Source organism: Blautia sp. St.27G3 (assembly GCF_059728505.1).
This window is the reverse complement of sequence record NZ_BAAGFO010000002.1, coordinates 438429-456423: the sequence shown is the minus strand read 5'-3', so window position 1 is coordinate 456423 and position 17995 is coordinate 438429. Positions and strand designations below refer to the sequence as shown.

Genomic DNA, 17995 nt, shown 5'->3' with positions numbered 1-17995 from the left:
GAGGGTTATAAATGAAAAAACAAAAATTATTCGCTTGTTTGCTGGCGGCAGGAATGGTAATGTCAGCAGAAAGCCAGGTAATGGCAGGAAACTTTACTGGTGAATTAGGAAATGAAGCGACGTTTGAGACGTTACTGGAAGCCCATGAGAATGCACCGGCCGTAGTGCAGGGGATCGTGGAGAATGAAAGCAAAACCTTTGTCGGTCATCCGGTATTGGAGGAATATCCGGACGGAACGACGTTTGTTTACCGCTCAGCAAATCAGTATGCAGGACGTGCGGCAGCCCGCTTGAATTCCAATATTATTGTTGCAGCCGGGCAGCATTTTGCTGATAAGGATGAGGCGTTCGCGTATCTGAAAGAGCTTGGCGTAATTGACATTATTGATCAGGCAACAGGAAGCGTTGTTCTTCTCACACCAGAGGGGGAAACCTTCGGACAGGCAGATGTAAAAGATTATTATTCACTGCAGACCGCAATGCTTTCACAGAAAGCCGGTGGGACAGATGACGAAGGAAACCCGGTTTCCTATGCGGATGCGGAATACTTTGGCGGATATGGCTATGTGTACTATATTGGAATTGGCGACGGCGCAACGTTTTTCAACAACTATCTTTCCGTAGAGGAAGATTTTGCCGGAAGAATTGCAGGCGCACTGCTGGTTGACGGGGATATGCACAGAATCCGCAAGCCGGAAGTCATGGTACCGGTATATCTTGTGAACGGAAAAGACGAGGTTGTTGAGAAGTACAAAGAAATTAACGGAACAGATGCAGTTGCACGTGATGATGAAAAGGAAGTGCACTACAATCAGGCATGGCCGCTGCGCAAGGTTATTGTGGAGGAACAGGAAAACCCGGATCTGGCAGAGCTTATCAAGTCAGCGTATTATGGAATGTTTATTAAAGCAATGCGTGTGCCGGTACTTCCGCAGGGAATTAATAGCGGCGGAACGGAATTCGCAGGTTACGGCTTTGATGAAGCGCCATATTCGCTGTGTGAACGCAATGCACTGATTGATGGAAAAACAGAAGATGGAATTTATCTGATCGAGCATCAGATGGATGATGACCGCTTTGCTGATCTAGTAACAAAGGAAGAGCAGAAAACTGTGGATGGCGCCGTTTATGCACCAGCAGGAGAATATCTGGATGTATGGTATGAGTATATTCCCGAAGAAGTGCTCAATGGAACAGCTCCGGAGAAGTCTGTACCGTTGATTCTTGGCAGCCATGGATTCGGCGATGATGCACGTGTATTTGTAGAAGAAAATGGTCTTCTGAATCTTGCCGGCAGAGAGAGACTTGCTGTGGTAGCGCCGGATCATCAGGTAATCGGTGAGATAGAGGGAGAGGCGCTGATCAGACTTGTGAAGTATATGCTCGAGACCTATCCGGCACTCGACCCGAGCCGCGTGTACGCGACAGGTTATTCTATGGGCGGAGGCACAACATATACTGTTGGATTCGAGGAGCCGTCTCTGTTTGCAGCAATTTCACCGTGTGCAGGTTCACCGGTGACGATTACAGAAGAGCAGAGAAGCAATTTTGACAGTGTAGATCTGCCGTGTCTTTTCACACTGACTACTTGGGATACCGCAAGACGTCTGGAAGCTATGGAAGGAAATATTAATGAGTTTGAGCAGGGCATTGTTGAACTGTGGTGCAACCTGAACGGTATTGAACTTCCTGCGTATGATTTTGAAGCTTATCCATATTTCGGTCAAAAGGGAGACAAGCTGATCGTAGATACTGTAAATGATGAGTTTGAAAAAGATACCTGGTATATGAATAATGAAAACGATGTACCGATGGTTGCCTTTACACTCATTCAGGGACCGGTTCATGCTTTGTATCCGGAATATGCAAATATCGTGTGGGATTTCATGAAACATTATACAAGAAATGTGGAAACAGGAGAAGTGATTTACAATCCACATACAAATTAAGAACTATTCGAAATGTAGTATGACAGGAAGGAGTTTATATTTATGAAACATTCCATGAAAATAGCAGCCGTACTGGCAGCTGCGATGGTGTGCGGACTGAGTGCAGGCGCAGAGGAAATACCGAAATATGAACAGCATTTTGCGAATGAGGCAACATTTGAAACTCTGGAAGAGGCGCACCAGAATGGTTCAGCTGAACTGAATGCCCTGACCGGAAAGGATTATATGCCGGACCCGGCGCTGGATACGTATACGGCAGGTACAACATACGTTTACCGTTCTGCGGGAATCTTTACGAATGCGAGCGCAGCTTACCGTATGAACACGAACGTGTTGGTATACTCAGATCAAACCTTTGAAAGCAAAGAGCATGCACTGGATTATCTGAAAGAACTGGGTGTGACAGATTTGATTGATGAAGCATGCGGTAGTGCAGTTCTCGTTACGCCGGCAAATCCGGAAACAGGTTTCGGGGCAGCAGACCAGTATGATTATCTGAAACTTCAGTCAGCTATGTGCAATCTGGGATTTTCTGTTCGCGATGCAGATGGAAACGCAACCTACTATGCGGACAATACGTATTTCGGAGGTCTGACCTACCGGTATTTGATCGGAATTGACGGAGGAGCAGATTTCCTCTGTGATTACGTTTCTGGCACGCTCGATTATGTGAGCCGCGCGGGCGGTATGCTGCTGGTGAATCCGTCCATGAACAAGGCAATTGATGTGGCAGGCGAGGTTCCGGTATATCTAGTAAACAGCCCGGATGAAGTATTTGAGAAATTCCAGCAGGCCAATGGAGCATATGCTTCTGAGGAGAATGCAGATCAGATGGTATATTTTAATCAGACCTTCCCGACACGCCGCGTTATGGTTGCAAAGGATGGAGAAAAGACACTTGCAGAATACGTAAAAGACGCTTACTATTCTATGTTTGTAAAAGCAATGCGCACGCCGGTCGTAAAAGCAGGCTTGTTTGTCGCAGCGAATGAATTCAGCGGCTACAGTTGGAATCAGGCTCCGTACACACTGACAGAGCGCAATGCGGTTCTGAACGGCGTTACGGCAGACGGCATTCATGTGGTAGAGCATTATGAGGATCGTTTTTCAGCAATGAAAGCAGAAAACGGCGAGTATTTGTCCACCTGGTATGAGTTCCTGCCAGAAGAGGTACTGGATGGAACAGCAAAGGAGCACAGTATTCCACTGATTCTCTGCAACCATGGAGGCGGAGACGACCCGGTACAGGCTGTGGATGAGCTAGGAATGATTACAATTGCAGGAAAAGAAAGAATTGCCCTCGTTGCACCGCGTTATGCGACCGATATGCCGGGTAATTCCATGATGGGCCCATCCCCGTTCGATGTAAATGGTGAATCTTTACCGGCCCTGGTACAGTACATGCTCGATACTTATCCGGCTCTTGACCCGGAACGCGTTTACGCAACAGGCTATTCCATGGGCGGCGCAGCGACTGTATGGTCCGTGGAATGTGCTCCGAAGCTCTTTGCTGCAGCAGTTCCGATGGCAGCAGGCACACCTTGGGGGCTTTACGTTTCCGACAGAGGAGGAAGCTGCTGTATTTAACGAATGCGATGTGCCGATGATGTTTACTACTTCTGAATTTGACCTGCCGAGCGCAATTGATCAAGCTGCTGGAACAATCGGAGAGGGATATCAGGACTGCATCAAGAGATTTGCTGCTTTTAATGAGATGGGCGAATTGAACTATGATTTCGAAGCATATCCGTTTGTTGGATTCAAAGCGGACAAGATTGTTACAACGATCCTGAATGATGAGTATGAGAATAAGGCATGGTATCTGAATAATGAGGCAGGCATTCCGATGATCTGCGTGAACTACACAGAACTGCTGCCGCACGGCCTGCATCCGGATTACGGCACACTGGCATGGAACTTCATGAAGAACTACAGTCGCGATGCTGAAACAGGCGAGATCATTTATGCAAAGTAAAAAGAATTCCTAAATGAGCAGGAATGAGGCATGGCAGCACACATGTGTTGAAAAGATGACAGAAATTGTATCCGAATAGAGTGGTATAACGTGTTTAAAATGGTCAGAAACGAGAGATTCGTTTCTGGCCATTTTTTGCGGTATAGGGAAACTTCTTCTTGCCCATTTTTTCGTAGGAAGGTTCTTGACATTAATCCGAAATCGGATTATAATTGCTGTTGCAAATCCGAAATCGGATTATATTTTAAAGTGTGAGTGCAGAAACAGTTAACATTTGTATCAGCTGAATTTCATTTTGAAAAGAGGAGGACGTACTGGTATGGTATACGAAGAGCGGCGGGAACTGAAGGAGTTTAACAGTCTGTTTAAGGAAATGATGGATTTATACTATGAGACAGCGCTGCGCTCGGGAATCTCAAACAGTGCCTATGACATTTTTTATGCCATGGTCGAGATGGGAGATGGGTGTCTACAAAAGGATATTGCCGATTATTATCATATGAGCAGAACAACGGTGAATTCCTCTTTGAAAAAGTTGGAGGTACAGGGGTATATTTTTATGGAAAAGGGGGGCGGGAAGAATAAGCTTTTGCACTTGACGGATAGAGGAAAACAGCTGGTGCAGGAGCGGATTATTCCTGTTATGGATATGGAGAACAGCATTTTCGGGGAGATGAAAAATGGGGATGGAAGGGAATTTCTGCGGCTCCTTAAGGAATATGTGACAATTTACAGAAAAAAGATGAAAGAAAGAGAGGAAGAAACAAGGTATGAAAAAAAGGGTTCAACTGTCTGACCATTTTACATATGGGAGACTGATTCGGTTTGTGTTTCCGTCGATTATGATGATGATTTTTACTTCGATCTACGGAGCGATTGACGGACTGTTTGTGTCTCAGTTTGCCGGTAAGGAAGCGTTCACTGCGGTAAACCTTATTATGCCGTTTGCAATGTTGCCTGGAGCATTTGGTTTTATGCTTGGAACAGGGGGCAGCGCTGTTGTCGCGAAGACGATTGGAGAAGGCAGAAAGGAACGGGCAAACGAATACTTTTCAATGATGGTCTATGCGTCTATTGCAGGAGGCATCCTGCTTGCTGTAGCCGGGGGTTTGACGGTGCCTCTGGCAGCCAGGGCATTTGGGGCGCGTGACGCGATGCTGGATGCATGCGTTATTTATGGCCGTATTCTGTTTGCAGCGCTGCCGATGTTTATTTTGCAAAATATTTTTCAGAGCTTTCTTGTGACAGCGGAAAAACCATCGTTCGGACTTGCGGTCACTGTGGCGGCAGGGCTTACAAATGTAGTGCTGGACTATCTGTTTGTGGCAGTTTTTCAGTGGGGAATCGAAGGCGCGGGTATTGCGACCGGAATCAGCCAGGCAGTAGGGGCAGTGATTCCGCTTGTTTATTTTATCCGCAAAAATGACAGTCTGCTGCATCTGATCAGGCCTGTGTTTTATGGACGGATACTGTGGAAATCGAGTCTGAACGGTTCTTCTGAGCTGATGACCAATATTTCGATGTCACTTGTGAATATTCTGTATAATTATCAGCTGATGCGGTTTACAGGAGAGGATGGGGTGGCCGCATACGGTGTGATTATGTACGTAAACTTTTTCTTTGTAGCTGTTTTTGTAGGGTATTCTATTGGAACTGCGCCGATTGTCAGTTTCCATTACGGAGCAGGTAATCAGCAGGAACTTCGCGGCATTTTCAGCAAGAGCAATGTTCTCATGGTGGGATGCGGCGTGGCAATGGTGCTGTTGGCATTGGGACTTTCCAGTCCGCTGGCACACGTGTTTGTAGGATATGATGTGGCACTTATGGAACTGACAAGACACGGATTTGCAATTTACAGTCTTTCCTTTGCTGTGATGGGAATGAATATATACGGTTCTGCGTTCTTTACAGCATTAGGCGATGGACTCGTGTCTGCATTGATCTCCTTTTTGCGCACACTCGTATTCCAGCTGGCATCAGTTCTTGTTCTTCCGGTATTTTTTAAGGCAGACGGAATCTGGATGGCAGTTGTCATATCTGAAGTACTGGCGCTTTCCGTTACAGTTATGCTTCTGTTCAAAAAACGCAGTACCTATCATTACTTTTAAAGTTATCAGGAATTGCAGTATCCAATTGCAAGATCCTTTCGGAAGAAGATTTGCTGATATACATGAGTTTTTGTAGAAAAGGAGAAGTTTTCATGGTAAAATAAATATATTTTTGAATGCAATTTTACAAATAGGGAAGCAATGCTTTTGAAAACACGATGCAGAGGAGAAAAATATGATGGACGGTGTAAAAAAGAATTTTGGATTTGGCTACATGCGTCTGCCAATGATAAACGGAGAGGTAGATGTAAACGAAACGAATAAAATGGTTGATGCTTTTATGGACAGCGGTTTCAATTATTTTGACACAGCACATGGCTATTTGGACGGGAAAAGTGAACAGGCGTTGAAAACCTGTCTCACAGATCGCTATCAGAGAGATCAGTATATCCTGACCAATAAACTTACGGATGTCTATTTCAAAAAAGAAGAAGACATCAGACCTTTTTTTGAGCAACAGCTAAAGATCTGCGGTGTGGAATATTTTGATTACTACCTTATGCATTCACAGGGGGCAAAGAATTTTGAATTTTTTAAAAAATGCAGAGCGTATGAAACTGCATTTGCACTGAAAAAAGAAGGTAAGATAAAGCATGTAGGTATTTCTTTCCACGATACGGCGGATGTTCTGGAACAGATTCTAACAGAATATCCGCAGGTGGAGGTCGTGCAGATTCAGTTTAATTATGTGGATTATGACGATCCGGCCGTGCAGAGCCGGAAATGCTATGAGGTCTGTCGGAAGTTTGGGAAGCCGGTAATTGTCATGGAACCGGTCAAGGGCGGCAATCTGGTAAATCTGCCGGAAGTTGCAAAGACCGTTCTAGATGACCTTCAAGGCGGCAGCCCTGCAAGCTACGCCATCCGCTTTGCCGCGGGCTTTGAGGGAATTGACATGGTATTGTCCGGAATGAGCAATTATGAACAGATGACGGATAACATCAGTTACATGAAAGATTTTAAGCCTCTGTCAGAAAAAGAAATGAAGGCAGTGAACAAAGTACAGGAAATCTTCCGTTCTATGCATTTGATCCCCTGCACGTCCTGTCGTTATTGCGTGGCAGGATGCCCGAAACAGATCGCCATTCCCGATCTGTTTGCCGTCATGAATATGAAGCAGATTTACCATGACTGGAACGCAGACTATTATTATGACATACATACCAGCGGTAGCAAGCCAAAAGCCTCTGACTGTATCAAATGTGGAAAATGCGAAAAAATTTGCCCGCAGCATCTTTCGATTCGGGATTTACTGACGGACGTAGCAAATGAGTTTGAAACCAAATGAGCGTGAATCTTCGAAGGCTATTCAAAAAACAGTGTCCGGGCAGCCGGGGCAAAATAAGAGGCGACTTGTTTGCTGGAACCTCATTTTTGCCCCGGCTGCCCGGACACGTCCGTTTTCATGCTTTAGATCTATATTTTCATCAGTCCCAAGAAATTAGCTGCGCTTAGCAATCACTTTCACCGGACAGTTTTCCGCACATGCGCCGCATCCGACACACTTTTCATAGTCAATATGAGAAATGTTATCACTTACATGTACAGCGTACGCTTCACATTGCTTTTCACAGATCCTGCATCCGATGCATCCGGCAGTGCATACCTGTTTAACGGCAGGGCCGCGATCACGATTCGAGCAGCGGACAGCGTATGGGGCCTGATCAGGAATCAGTTCAATCAGATGTTTCGGGCAGGCCGCAATACATTTGCCGCAGGCGCGGCATTTTTGGCTGTCCACACAGGCAACCCCATCTTTGACCATAATAGCGCCAAACGGACAGACAGCAGAACAGGTACCAAAACCCAGACAGCCGTAGTCACAGGACCATGGCGAAAGTCCGCTTGCAACGGCAGAAGCACAGTCATGGATTCCTACATAATTTGCCCGGTGCTCCACGTGGCCGCAGTCGCCGGAACATTTGACGAAGGCAGTCATCTTTTGAGGTTCTTCTGTTTCCACACCTATAATATTTGCAATTTTTTCCGCAACTGCAATGCCTCCTACCGGACAGCCGGATACAGACGCTTCCCCTTTTACGATAGCGGCAGCAAGCGCATCACAGCCGGCAAAACCGCAGGCTCCACAGTTGTTGCCCGGCAGATATTCACGTACGGCGATTTCCTTTTTATCTACTTCTACCTTAAATTTTCTATCGACCGAGATCAGGAGAAGTCCCATCAGGAGGCCGATTGCGGCTACCAAACCGGTAGCAATAAGAATTTGCTGCATAAGTACCTCCTTTTTTAAAGTGACAGATTACCGAACCCCATGAAAGCGATTGCCATAAGGGCTGCCGATAAAAGGACAACGGGTGCACCGCGAAATGGAGCAGGAATGCTTTCTTCGTCGATCCGTTCCCGGATTCCGGCCAGAAGGACGATGGCGATGGTATATCCGATTGCCGTGCCGATACCGGCTGTGATACTCTCGGCAATTCCGTAACCGTTTTGCACATTCGTGAGAGCAACACCGAGTACGGCGCAGTTGGTAGTAATCAGCGGCAGATAGATGCCGAGCGCCTGGTAGATTGCCGGAGATGTTTTTTTGAGGAACATTTCTACCATCTGAACGAGCGTGGCAATGACCAGGATAAACACGATCGTATTCAGATAATCCAGATGAAGCGGTGCAAGAATGTAAGTATGGAGCAGGCTCGTCACAGCGGAAGAGATTGTCATAACGAAAATAACGGCGCCGCCCAGACTGGCAGATGTTTTTATCTGCCTGGAAACACCCAGAAAGGAGCAGATACCAAGAAACTGGCTGAGCACGACGTTATTGATCAGCGCAGTGGTAATGATAATCATGATAAACGATGGATTCATGCCTCTGTATCCTCCTTTGTTTTGTCTTCACAGAATTTTGCACATGAGGTGCAGCAGCCGTCACAACCTTCCACTTTCTTGTTCGCGGCTGTTTTGATGTTGCATGCGTTCAGTACAGCAACCAGGATTGCCATGACGAGGAAAGCACCGGGCGCTTTGACAAAGATAGAAATCGGTTTACAAAATTGTGGGAGCGCCATACCGAAAACGGTTGAGGCTCCGAGAAATTCGCGGACAAGGCCGATTACCGTGAGGGCAATCGTAAAACCAAATCCCATGCCGACACCGTCCATAACAGCAAGATCAGGTGTCACTTTGTTTGCGTAAGCTTCGGCACGGCCAAGGATGATACAGTTTACAACAATCAGGGGAATATAAATTCCGAGGGAGCGGTAAAGATCCGGTACGTATGCCTGCATGCCAAGATCGACTACGGTAACGAGTGAGGCTACGATAACAATATAGGCCGGAAGGCGTACCTGATCCGGAATGATATTGCGCATCATGGATATGATCAGATTGGAAAAGATCAGTACCACGAGTGTGGAAAGGCCCATTCCCAGGCCATTGATTGCAGAAGTTGTGACAGCAAGCGTCGGACACATTCCGAGCATCAGAATGATGGCCGGGTTTTCTTTTATAATACCGTTAAAAATTCGTTCTGTATATTGATTCATATTCTGTCCTCCTACTGTGTGTTTGCTGCAAAAAAGGCAAGTGCAGCATTGACTGCGTTAACGACAGCACCCGAAGAGGTGGAGGCGCCTGATACTGTGTCGATATCCTTGTCCGTAGTGGACCCGCCTGTTTTGTTCAGGGTAAAGGCGCTGGTTTTAACGCCGGAAAACTGGTTCTTGAAGGCGTCCTCGCCGCATAGCATTCCCATTCCGGCAGTTTCGTTCAGTTCCGTAAAGGCAATGCTGTTTATGGTGCCATCCGGCGCAATCCCTACGGAGAGTGTGATATTGCCCTCAAAACCATCACCGCTTGTGACACTGATGACATAACCTGCAAGCGAACCGTTGTCCGAATAACCGGCCATCGCTTTGTTGATATATGTTTTTCCAAATTTCGTATCAAAAACGTCTCCGTTTAATGCTTCGATTGCAGCAGTCATGTCTTCCTCTGGCAAAAAGGATGTGGCAGACGGGCATACTTCCTGGTAAGAGGCGGCGTTTGCAGCTTCCTTTTGTTTGTCGATCCGGTCTTTTGTGAGCATGTATACGCTGCTCAGAGCCAGACCGGAAATCAGAGTGATTACGGTGAGATTGACGGCAGCTTTCGGAAACTGTTTATCTTTGTATTCGCCGTTTTTGTACCCAAGCGGTTTGGGAACAGGAAGCTTGTCAATAAATGGAACGAGCATATTTGAAATGAGGATTGCGTAGCTGAAGGAGTCAGCAGCCGTGCCAAATACGCGAAACAGTGCGGCCAGAATTCCCATGACAGCCCCGTAGAGTATTTGACCACGGGAGGTGAGGGGACTGGTGACGGGATCGGTAGCCATAAAAAATGCTCCCATGAAAACGCCGCCGCCGCAAAGGTGTGCCAGTAAAAACAAGGGGTCAGTGCCATGTCCGCCAAACACAGCCATAAAAGCAGTGAAGGCAGCCACACAGGAAAATGGGATTTCCATGGTAATTCCGCCTGCACACCACAGCAGCAGCCCGCCGATCAAAAGTGCAAGCGCTGAACCGCCGATCACTCCGTTTGTGAAACCGAGATAAAGCTGTGATATGTTAATCATTTCACCGGAACGCATGGCAGCCAGCGGGGTGGCGCCGGAGATACCGTCCACGGAAAAGTCGGTCATAACACTTCCGAAAGAAAGCAGAAGGAAGCATCTTGCAGTAACGGCCGGGTTCATGAAGTTTTTGCCGAGACCTCCGAAGAAGCATTTTACAAATAAAATAGCAAACATACTGCCGATGACCGGGATGTAAAGGGGAATGTGGGGCGGGAGGGAGAGGGCCAGTAAAAGACCGGTTACAGCGGCGCTTCCGTCCTTGATTGTGTTTGGCTTCTTTGCAATATAATCAAATACAAATTCTGTCATAACTGCCGAGAAAACAGAAACGGCAACGATGAGAAATGCATGCAGTCCATAACGGTAAATACCGAAAAGTGTTGTGGGCATAAGCGCGAGCATGACATCCAGCATTACAATTCCTGTTGTCAGTTTGCTGCGCATGTGCGGACCGGAAGAAACATTCAGTAATTTATCATTCATCTCGTCAGCTCCCTCACTTTCTTTTGGCTGCCATGACAGCAGCTTTGGTCTGTTTGAAAAGCTGCATCAGAGGGCGTTTCGCTGGACATACGTATGTACAGGAACCGCAGGCGATGCAATCCAGACCGTAAAGTCGTTTTTCGTATTGTTCATAGTCAAGGCGCTGTGCCGCTTCGGCCATTGCCTGAGGAAGCAGGTGAACGGGACAGGCACGCATGCAGCGTCCGCAGCGGATACATGCGGTTTCCTGGGACTGTGCAAATTCTACTTCATCATCGGCAAGCACTGTGAGCGCGTTGTTATTTTTGCATACCGGAATCTGAAGTGTGGTGAGTGCAACGCCCATCATCGGACCGCCGAATAATGCTTTTTTTACGTGACTGTCTTTTTTTATGCCTCCGGCGGCTTCCAGAAGCTCTTCACAGGAAGTACCGATCCGGACTTTCATTGTTCTTGGGGCAGCAACGGCATTTCCAGATACCGTAAAATAACGCTCGATCAGGGGCTCGGATTTGTGTACTGCATGATAGATGGCATTTAAAGTAGCGACATTGCATACGATGCAGCCCACGTCCGCAGGAAGCTGGCCGAAATGCAGATCACGTCCGGTGATAACAGAAATCAGATTCCGTTCCCCGCCCTGCGGATATTTTGCCATAACCGGCTGTACCGAAATCAGTTTTTCTCCGGCACAGACGGCTTCCATGGAACGGATGGCTTCAGGCTTGTTGTTTTCAACAGCGATTACACCTCTTGCATTGGGGAAGAGCTGAAGTACAATTCGAAGACCTTCGAGAATGCCACGGTTTTCATTTTGCATCAGAAGGTCGTCGCAGGTGATATAAGGTTCGCATTCCGATCCGTTGGCGATGACATAATCAATTGCCTCCGGATTTTTGCAGGAGAGTTTTACGTGAGTTGGAAAACCAGCTCCTCCAAGACCGATGATCCCTGCTGCCTTAACAGCATCGAGGATATCTTTACTGGAAAGTGTGCCATTTTGCGGAGTTCTTCCGATACCAGGGATCTGACTGTACTGTCTGTCATTTTGGATGACAATGCAGGTAGCCCTTGCTCCGGAAGCGGTGCGGCGCTCTTCAATGGCTTTTACTTTTCCAGAGCAGGAACTGATAATATTTGCAGATACAAAACCATCCGCTTCAGCGATAATCTGTCCGGCAAGTACAAAATCTCCCTTGGACACAACCGGCTTTGCAGGTTTCCCGATGTGCTGATTGATCGGGAATACGAGATCGCCTTTTGGGAAAAATGTTGTGACTGCCTTTCCAAGCGAAAGGGTTTTGTGTTCGGGAGGATGAATGCCACCCCGAAATGTTTTAAGCTTCATATGCTACCTCCTTATCCTGGCAATAGAGCCGGATTCTATTTCAGATTCATTCTCTGACTCAGTTTCGGATTTCGTTTTGGGTTTCGTTTTGAATACTATTTTATTTTCAAATACGCTCTTGAACTCAGTTTGGTTTTGCGTTTTTGCTTTTCGCTCCTGTGCCTGCGTGATGCAATCATTGAGTGCTTCTTTGAACGCATCAGAGGTAATGGTCGCGCCGGAAATGCCGTCAAATTCGGCTGATTGGGCAGCAAGTGCTTTCCGGATCAGAACTTCACCGGATTCTGCACCGATTCTGGATGTTTCGCCTGAAACGTCCGTCGAAATTTTGATAATTTTGTTTTCACTAAAAATAGTTGACACGGTAATATCACTGGAAATACCGGAAGCGGAAGCACGATAGGTGCCAGGTTCAAATTTTGCAGTGGTCGAATCGGAATTTCTGCCGGATTTGGTTGAAGATTCCGATTCGGTTTCTGATTGTGGCTCAGGTTCGGTATTCGTTTCCGTTTCCATTTCTGATTCTGTTTCATTGATAATTTCTATTTCAGGAGTGGGAAATGTTTCTATTTTGATATTACTGGAATCTGTTGAGTTGACAGAAGCTGTTACCTGGGCAGCATCACCAGAAGGATTGTTTTCTTTTAGCTGGATGTTATTCGTAGTATAGTCTCCAATGCTCAGGATTCCGAGACTTGCCGCAATGATGGCCCCTGTTGTCAGTCCTTTCAGGAAGGTTGTTTGCGATATTGTTTCCTTTCCCATTTTTCTTTTCCTTTCCGTTTCCTGGCTTTTCGTGAATGTTTACCGAAAAGGCGATGCCATTCGTGTAAATCGTCGGTTGCCAGATGCTAGATTGTTAAAAGTTAGGCAAAATACACAATAAACTCTCTTTAGAATAGCAGAGTTTGTTTTTTTTTTCGCCAGATAATTTTTGGTATTTAGTGGATAATATTTGTTTATTTGAGAAAAATATACAATGATTATGAGAGAAAAATAGAAAAGATGCAAAGAGAATTCTGGTAATATTCGCTAATAACAGGATTGACAAAAGAAGTACGGAATGATATGGTTACTTCTATTGATTTTATAGATATCCGGAACAGGAAAATCGAAATTTTAAATATTATGACTGCTGGTTATAGGTGTGGGAACGGAGCGTTACATGGAAAATGTGATGAAACGATATGAACTGGAAGAGAAGATTTTACAGGGCATCCGGAAAGGAAACCTGCATCAGGTACTTCAGACGCTTCACTTGAGAAATACGTTGGGGGAACCAGGCAGGCTGGAGGACAGACTGACAGATTGGAAGTATGATCTGATTCGGTTTATGGCTGTTATATTTCAGGAATTTCGCAGGCTTCATGTGATAGATTTACAGTTGGATGATATATATTCAGACTTTACGCAACAGCTGTATTTTGCGGTGTGTGTGGAGGATTGCAAAAGGATAGCGGAGGAGACTTTGACGCGGTTGTGTGAATTGAACTCACTGCGAGCCATTTACGGGTATTCTCCATTAGTGCAAAAAATTATTCAGAAAGTGGATATGGATTTGAGCGAAGGGCTGACGTTACAGTATTTTTCGGACAGTTTGAATGTCAATCCATCGTATTTGTCTCATTTGTTTCGGAGGGAGACAGGAATGACGATAACGGATTATGTGACGGATCAGCGGATGAAATGTGCAGCGGAGTTGCTGTTGACAACACGGAATCCGGTAAAAATAATCGCAAAGCAGGTGGGAATCACAGATGTGCATTATTTCAGCCGCCTGTTTAAGAAAAAAACGGGGAAAACGCCTTCCAGATATCGGGAAGAGCAGGGATAATAGTAAAATCGTTCCTTTGACGGCTGTTGTCCGGAAAACTCGTTTCTGCTGCTTTGACATATTCAAGCAAGCAGTATTCGGAGAACTGCAGAAAGATATGTTTTCTGCAGGGGGGTATGTTCGATAAATGATTCATTGCAGATAAAATACAGTTGATTTTCTTCATAAGAACGTTTGAAAATGGGGGATACGATTTCTTCTGGTTGCGGGAGAAAGGTACCGCTTTTTTTTATGTAACAATTTGAAGCCTTGGCTGGTATGCGGCAGGTTTTGTCCACAAAAGAAGCGACGCTTTTGTGGATCGCCTGATCTTCGTATGGCAGATAATAATAATTTTTATAATCTGAAAAGAAATGAAACAGGGTTCCCTGATAAACGGGAAGGGACAGGGTACCGTGCGCGCCTTCCACGGTCAGGGCATAATCAGAATAAAAGGATGTGGCAGAAAGACGATCAGGTGCGCTTTTTTGTCCACTGAGAGAAAAAGGGATGGGGACAGCAGTTGACAGAGTGAAGGTAAGGCAAAGCCTGATCGTTTCCCGGAAGCCGCAGAAGGTGACTGATGAAATGTTTCCGTCCCGAAGCGCAAGATAAGCAGCCATGCAGGTAAGCTTTGTCATTCCGAGCATATCATCGTGGTTGTGTAAGAGCAGAAGCGTTTGCAGGCGTGCAGAGTCAGACCGTGGATTGTCGCTGTTACGTCGGCTGTCGGTATATTGGCGAAACAGGCATATCATGTCCTTTCCGGTCAGCTGATCGGTGCGTTTCCAGCCAAGGAAAGTCTCCAGGGTTTGCTGCTTCATGTTTTCGAGTGACAGCAGCTTACCGAGAGGCCGGAAGATGCGGTACAGGTCAAGAGAACGGAGGTGCTCAAGGGAATGAGGCAGATGCAGGATTTGCGCTTTTTTGATGAGATAGGGAAGATCAAAGGTGCTGCCGTTAAAATGAATCAGAGTCTCATATCTGTCGGCTGTTTCCAGAAAGATACGAAGCAGCAGGCATTCATCTTCCGGTTCTTCTGCCAGAAGCTGCGTCAGTTTCCAGCAGTCATTTTCCTGATACAGCATTCCGATCAGAAATAAGAAAGAGGATTGAGGAGAAAATCCGGTTGTTTCAATATCAAAAAAGAGGCTGCTCTTTGGAGAGTAGCCCAGAAATTCATGGTAAGTAGCAAAATGATCAATGTTTTCTGTAATAATAATCATTAAATTTCGGTTCCTTTTTAATTTTTGTTTTGTGGAAATCCGCTGGAATAATGGATTTCTTTTTCTTCTGTAAGAAACATTGCTTCTGCATAGTCGAGAGACTCAATCAGTTCCATGCCTTTGTCGAGGCCCAGAACGAAACAGGTGGTGCTCAGCGCGTCGGCGTCAGCAGAAGAATCGGACAGGATTGTGACACTTTTCAGGCCGTTTTGGACAGGATATCCCGTATGTGGATCGAGAATATGATGGTAAACAGTACCATTTTTTTCGAAAAATCGTTCGTAGGTACCAGAAGTTACCACTGACTGATCGTCAATTTTTACAATTGAAATGATGTCGGAAGCTGTCAGGAACGGATCGCGGATGCCGATGTTCCAGAGCTGTCCGTCCGGTTTGGTGCCGATGGTCAATACATTGCCGCCCAGGTTGATAAAAGCGCTGGTAATTCCTTTTTCAAGCAGAAATTCTTTGATTCGGTCTGCGATATAGCCTTTGGCGATGCCGCCGAGGTCAATGGATGCATCAGGATCATCAAGAGTTACCGTGGTTCCGTTTAAGTGTAATCCAGAGATACCGATATGTTTGCCGGCCTGCGCAATCATATCGTGGGATGGGACATTTCCAGGATTATTCTGAAAATCCCAGAGGTCAATATACGGAGCAATTGTGATATCAAAAGCGCTGTCAGACAAAGCGGCATAGTCGAGTGCCAGCGCAAGGAGTTCTGCCGTTTCATCATGAACTTCCACAGTTTGACCACCACTGTGGTTGATATTCCAGACATCGCTTCCCTCACAGGTGCGCGAGAGAATTGCTTCATATCGGGCCATTTGTGCAAAGGCTTCTTCAAGGATTGTTTCGTCCTGTGTTCCGTCGAGCCGTATTGTCACAACCGTATCGAAATAAAATCCGGTGTCTGAAATGGATGCAGACGTTTGGGCGAAAGCCGTATCGGTAAAGTAAGCGCATGCAAAATAGAAAAGCAGCCCACTGACAGCGAGATAAATTTTAAAAGAAAAGTTGCCGGAAATACACAGTTTGGAATGTTCTTTTATGGATAAAATGATACGGAAAAACGAATGTTTCATAAATGGCTCCTTTGGATGAGACTGTTATAAAACGGTTTTCTACAGGCAAGTTTATCACGCAGCAATTTTTATGTAAAGAAAAAGGTATTTCTTTACAAATCATTTTTTTGAAGTATAATGAATGGGAAGCTATGGAAAAGTCAGATCGCAGGAGGTTATATTATGGCAGTATTGGTTACTGGCGGAGCTGGTTATATCGGCAGCCATACGTGTGTGGAACTTTTGAATAACGGCTATGAAGTTGTAGTTATGGACAATCTCTACAATTCCAACGAAAAGGCTCTGGAACGCGTGGAGCAGATCACCGGGAAAAAGGTTACATTCTACAATGTAGACATGCTGGACCGGGAAGCAATGAATGAGATTTTTGAAAAAGAAACGATTGATTCTGTGATTCATTTTGCAGGCTACAAGGCAGTAGGCGAGTCGGTCCGCAAACCTCTGGAGTATTATCACAATAACATTACAGGTACCCTGAATCTCTGTGATGTTATGAGGAACCATGGAGTAAAAAATATTATTTTCAGTTCCTCAGCAACTGTTTATGGAGATCCGGCCTTTGTGCCAATCACGGAGGATTGTCCGAAAGGTCAGATTACGAATCCTTATGGACAGACGAAAGGCATGCTGGAGCAGATTCTGACAGACCTGCATGTGTCTGACCCTGAATGGAATGTAGTGCTGCTTCGTTATTTTAATCCGATCGGAGCCCATAAGGCAGGCATCATTGGCGAAGATCCGAAAGGAATACCGAATAACCTTGTTCCTTATATTGCACAGGTGGCAGTTGGCAAGCTGGAAAAGCTCGGCGTGTTTGGAGACGATTACGATACACCGGACGGCACCGGAGTGCGTGATTACATCCATGTGGTAGATTTGGCAAAAGGCCATGTAAAAGCGATGAAGAAGTTTGAAGATCAGCCGGAGGTACGTATTTACAACCTTGGTACCGGCAACGGCTACAGTGTACTTCAGGTGCTTCATGCGTTTGAAAAGGCATGCGGAAAGACACTTCCGTATGAGATGAAACCGAGACGTGCGGGAGATATCGCGACCTGTTATGCAGATCCGGCAAAGGCGAAGGCAGAGCTTGGCTGGGAAGCAGAGTATGGAATTGAAGAAATGTGTGAAGATTCCTGGAGATGGCAGTCTATGAATCCGAACGGATATAACGAATAAAGGAAGAATAAATTTCTTCCGGACCGTGCATCCTATCACTGAGGTGATGGTGATGGACAAAAAAGAATTGGAAAAGCAGCAACAGAAAAAATCAAACGAAAAATTCAACAGTATCACGCAGAAAGTCAAGGTGGAGAACCAGAACCAGACACATAATGTCCGGAAAGAGGGAACGACACCAATCAATCAAAAACGATAGGGCGGCCAGGCGGCCGCCTTTTTATTAACATTACAAAAGAGCATATTGGCC

The 17995-nt window shown here is 45.9% G+C and carries 17 protein-coding genes and 1 pseudogene; 9 read left to right on the top strand and 9 right to left on the bottom strand.

Annotation, left to right across the window (positions count from 1 at the left end; genetic code table 11):
* The first annotated feature begins 11 nt into the window (after positions 1-11).
* From AC6I2O_RS11760 to AC6I2O_RS11735, 6 genes are all read left to right on the top strand, one after another.
* Positions 12-1949: an alpha/beta hydrolase family protein gene (locus AC6I2O_RS11760; RefSeq protein WP_497742736.1), complete on the top strand. Its 1938-nt coding sequence runs from the start codon at positions 12-14 to the stop codon at positions 1947-1949.
* A 42-nt stretch (positions 1950-1991) separates the two neighbouring features.
* Entirely contained in the window at positions 1992-3536 is a 1545-nt protein-coding gene (locus AC6I2O_RS11755) for a prolyl oligopeptidase family serine peptidase (RefSeq protein ID WP_497742735.1), read from the top strand.
* Positions 3537-3552: 16 nt separating this feature from the next.
* Entirely contained in the window at positions 3553-3924 is a 372-nt protein-coding gene (locus tag AC6I2O_RS11750) for a hypothetical protein (RefSeq protein WP_497742734.1), read from the top strand.
* A 319-nt stretch (positions 3925-4243) separates the two neighbouring features.
* A complete protein-coding gene (locus AC6I2O_RS11745; RefSeq protein ID WP_497742732.1) occupies positions 4244-4720 on the top strand; it encodes a MarR family winged helix-turn-helix transcriptional regulator in 477 nt (158 codons plus the stop codon).
* Entirely contained in the window at positions 4695-6032 is a 1338-nt protein-coding gene (locus AC6I2O_RS11740; RefSeq protein ID WP_497742730.1) for an MATE family efflux transporter, read from the top strand. The genes AC6I2O_RS11745 and AC6I2O_RS11740 overlap by 26 nt, the downstream gene beginning before the upstream one ends.
* A 175-nt stretch (positions 6033-6207) precedes the next feature.
* Positions 6208-7320: an aldo/keto reductase gene (locus tag AC6I2O_RS11735; RefSeq protein WP_497742729.1), complete on the top strand. Its 1113-nt coding sequence runs from the start codon at positions 6208-6210 to the stop codon at positions 7318-7320.
* Between the two features lie 153 nt (positions 7321-7473).
* Here the strand turns inward: AC6I2O_RS11735 and AC6I2O_RS11730 are convergent, their stop codons facing one another.
* The 7 genes and pseudogenes from AC6I2O_RS11730 to AC6I2O_RS11700 form a co-directional block, all read right to left on the bottom strand.
* Entirely contained in the window at positions 7474-8265 is a 792-nt protein-coding gene (locus tag AC6I2O_RS11730) for an RnfABCDGE type electron transport complex subunit B (RefSeq protein WP_497742728.1), read from the bottom strand.
* A 14-nt stretch (positions 8266-8279) separates the two neighbouring features.
* The gene (locus tag AC6I2O_RS11725) at positions 8280-8861 is read right to left on the bottom strand and encodes an electron transport complex protein RnfA (RefSeq protein WP_120392262.1); all 582 of its coding nucleotides are present in this window, start codon (positions 8859-8861) and stop codon (positions 8280-8282) included.
* A complete protein-coding gene (gene rsxE / locus AC6I2O_RS11720) occupies positions 8858-9538 on the bottom strand; it encodes an electron transport complex subunit RsxE (protein WP_120392261.1) in 681 nt (226 codons plus the stop codon). The genes AC6I2O_RS11725 and rsxE overlap by 4 nt, the downstream gene beginning before the upstream one ends.
* Positions 9539-9549: 11 nt before the next feature.
* Complete coding sequence (locus AC6I2O_RS11715; protein WP_497742978.1) at positions 9550-9903, bottom strand: FMN-binding protein; 354 nt, start codon at positions 9901-9903, stop codon at positions 9550-9552.
* Between the two features lie 261 nt (positions 9904-10164).
* Positions 10165-11091: pseudogene (locus tag AC6I2O_RS11710) on the bottom strand (RnfABCDGE type electron transport complex subunit D); the annotation flags it as partial.
* 13 nt (positions 11092-11104) lie between these two features.
* A complete protein-coding gene (gene rsxC / locus AC6I2O_RS11705) occupies positions 11105-12439 on the bottom strand; it encodes an electron transport complex subunit RsxC (protein ID WP_120392260.1) in 1335 nt (444 codons plus the stop codon).
* A gap of 3 nt (positions 12440-12442) precedes the next feature.
* Positions 12443-13204 (bottom strand): FMN-binding protein, encoded by a 762-nt coding sequence (locus AC6I2O_RS11700; protein ID WP_120392259.1) that lies wholly within the window; start codon positions 13202-13204, stop codon positions 12443-12445.
* Positions 13205-13604: 400 nt separating this feature from the next.
* Here AC6I2O_RS11700 and AC6I2O_RS11695 point away from each other — a divergent pair, with 400 nt between their 5' ends.
* On the top strand, positions 13605-14273 hold the full coding sequence (locus tag AC6I2O_RS11695; RefSeq protein WP_120392258.1) for a helix-turn-helix domain-containing protein: 669 nt from the start codon (positions 13605-13607) through the stop codon (positions 14271-14273).
* Between the two features lie 62 nt (positions 14274-14335).
* On the opposite strand, the gene AC6I2O_RS11690 is transcribed toward AC6I2O_RS11695, so the two are convergent.
* A complete protein-coding gene (locus AC6I2O_RS11690; protein ID WP_120392257.1) occupies positions 14336-15478 on the bottom strand; it encodes a ribonuclease H-like domain-containing protein in 1143 nt (380 codons plus the stop codon).
* Positions 15479-15495: 17 nt separating this feature from the next.
* Complete coding sequence (locus AC6I2O_RS11685; RefSeq protein ID WP_497742727.1) at positions 15496-16566, bottom strand: FAD:protein FMN transferase; 1071 nt, start codon at positions 16564-16566, stop codon at positions 15496-15498.
* A 162-nt stretch (positions 16567-16728) separates the two neighbouring features.
* Between AC6I2O_RS11685 and galE the strand changes: the two genes are divergently transcribed.
* On the top strand, positions 16729-17745 hold the full coding sequence (gene galE / locus AC6I2O_RS11680; protein WP_497742726.1) for a UDP-glucose 4-epimerase GalE: 1017 nt from the start codon (positions 16729-16731) through the stop codon (positions 17743-17745).
* A 52-nt stretch (positions 17746-17797) separates the two neighbouring features.
* On the top strand, positions 17798-17944 hold the full coding sequence (locus AC6I2O_RS11675; RefSeq protein ID WP_497742725.1) for a hypothetical protein: 147 nt from the start codon (positions 17798-17800) through the stop codon (positions 17942-17944).
* The last annotated feature ends 51 nt before the right edge of the window (positions 17945-17995 follow it).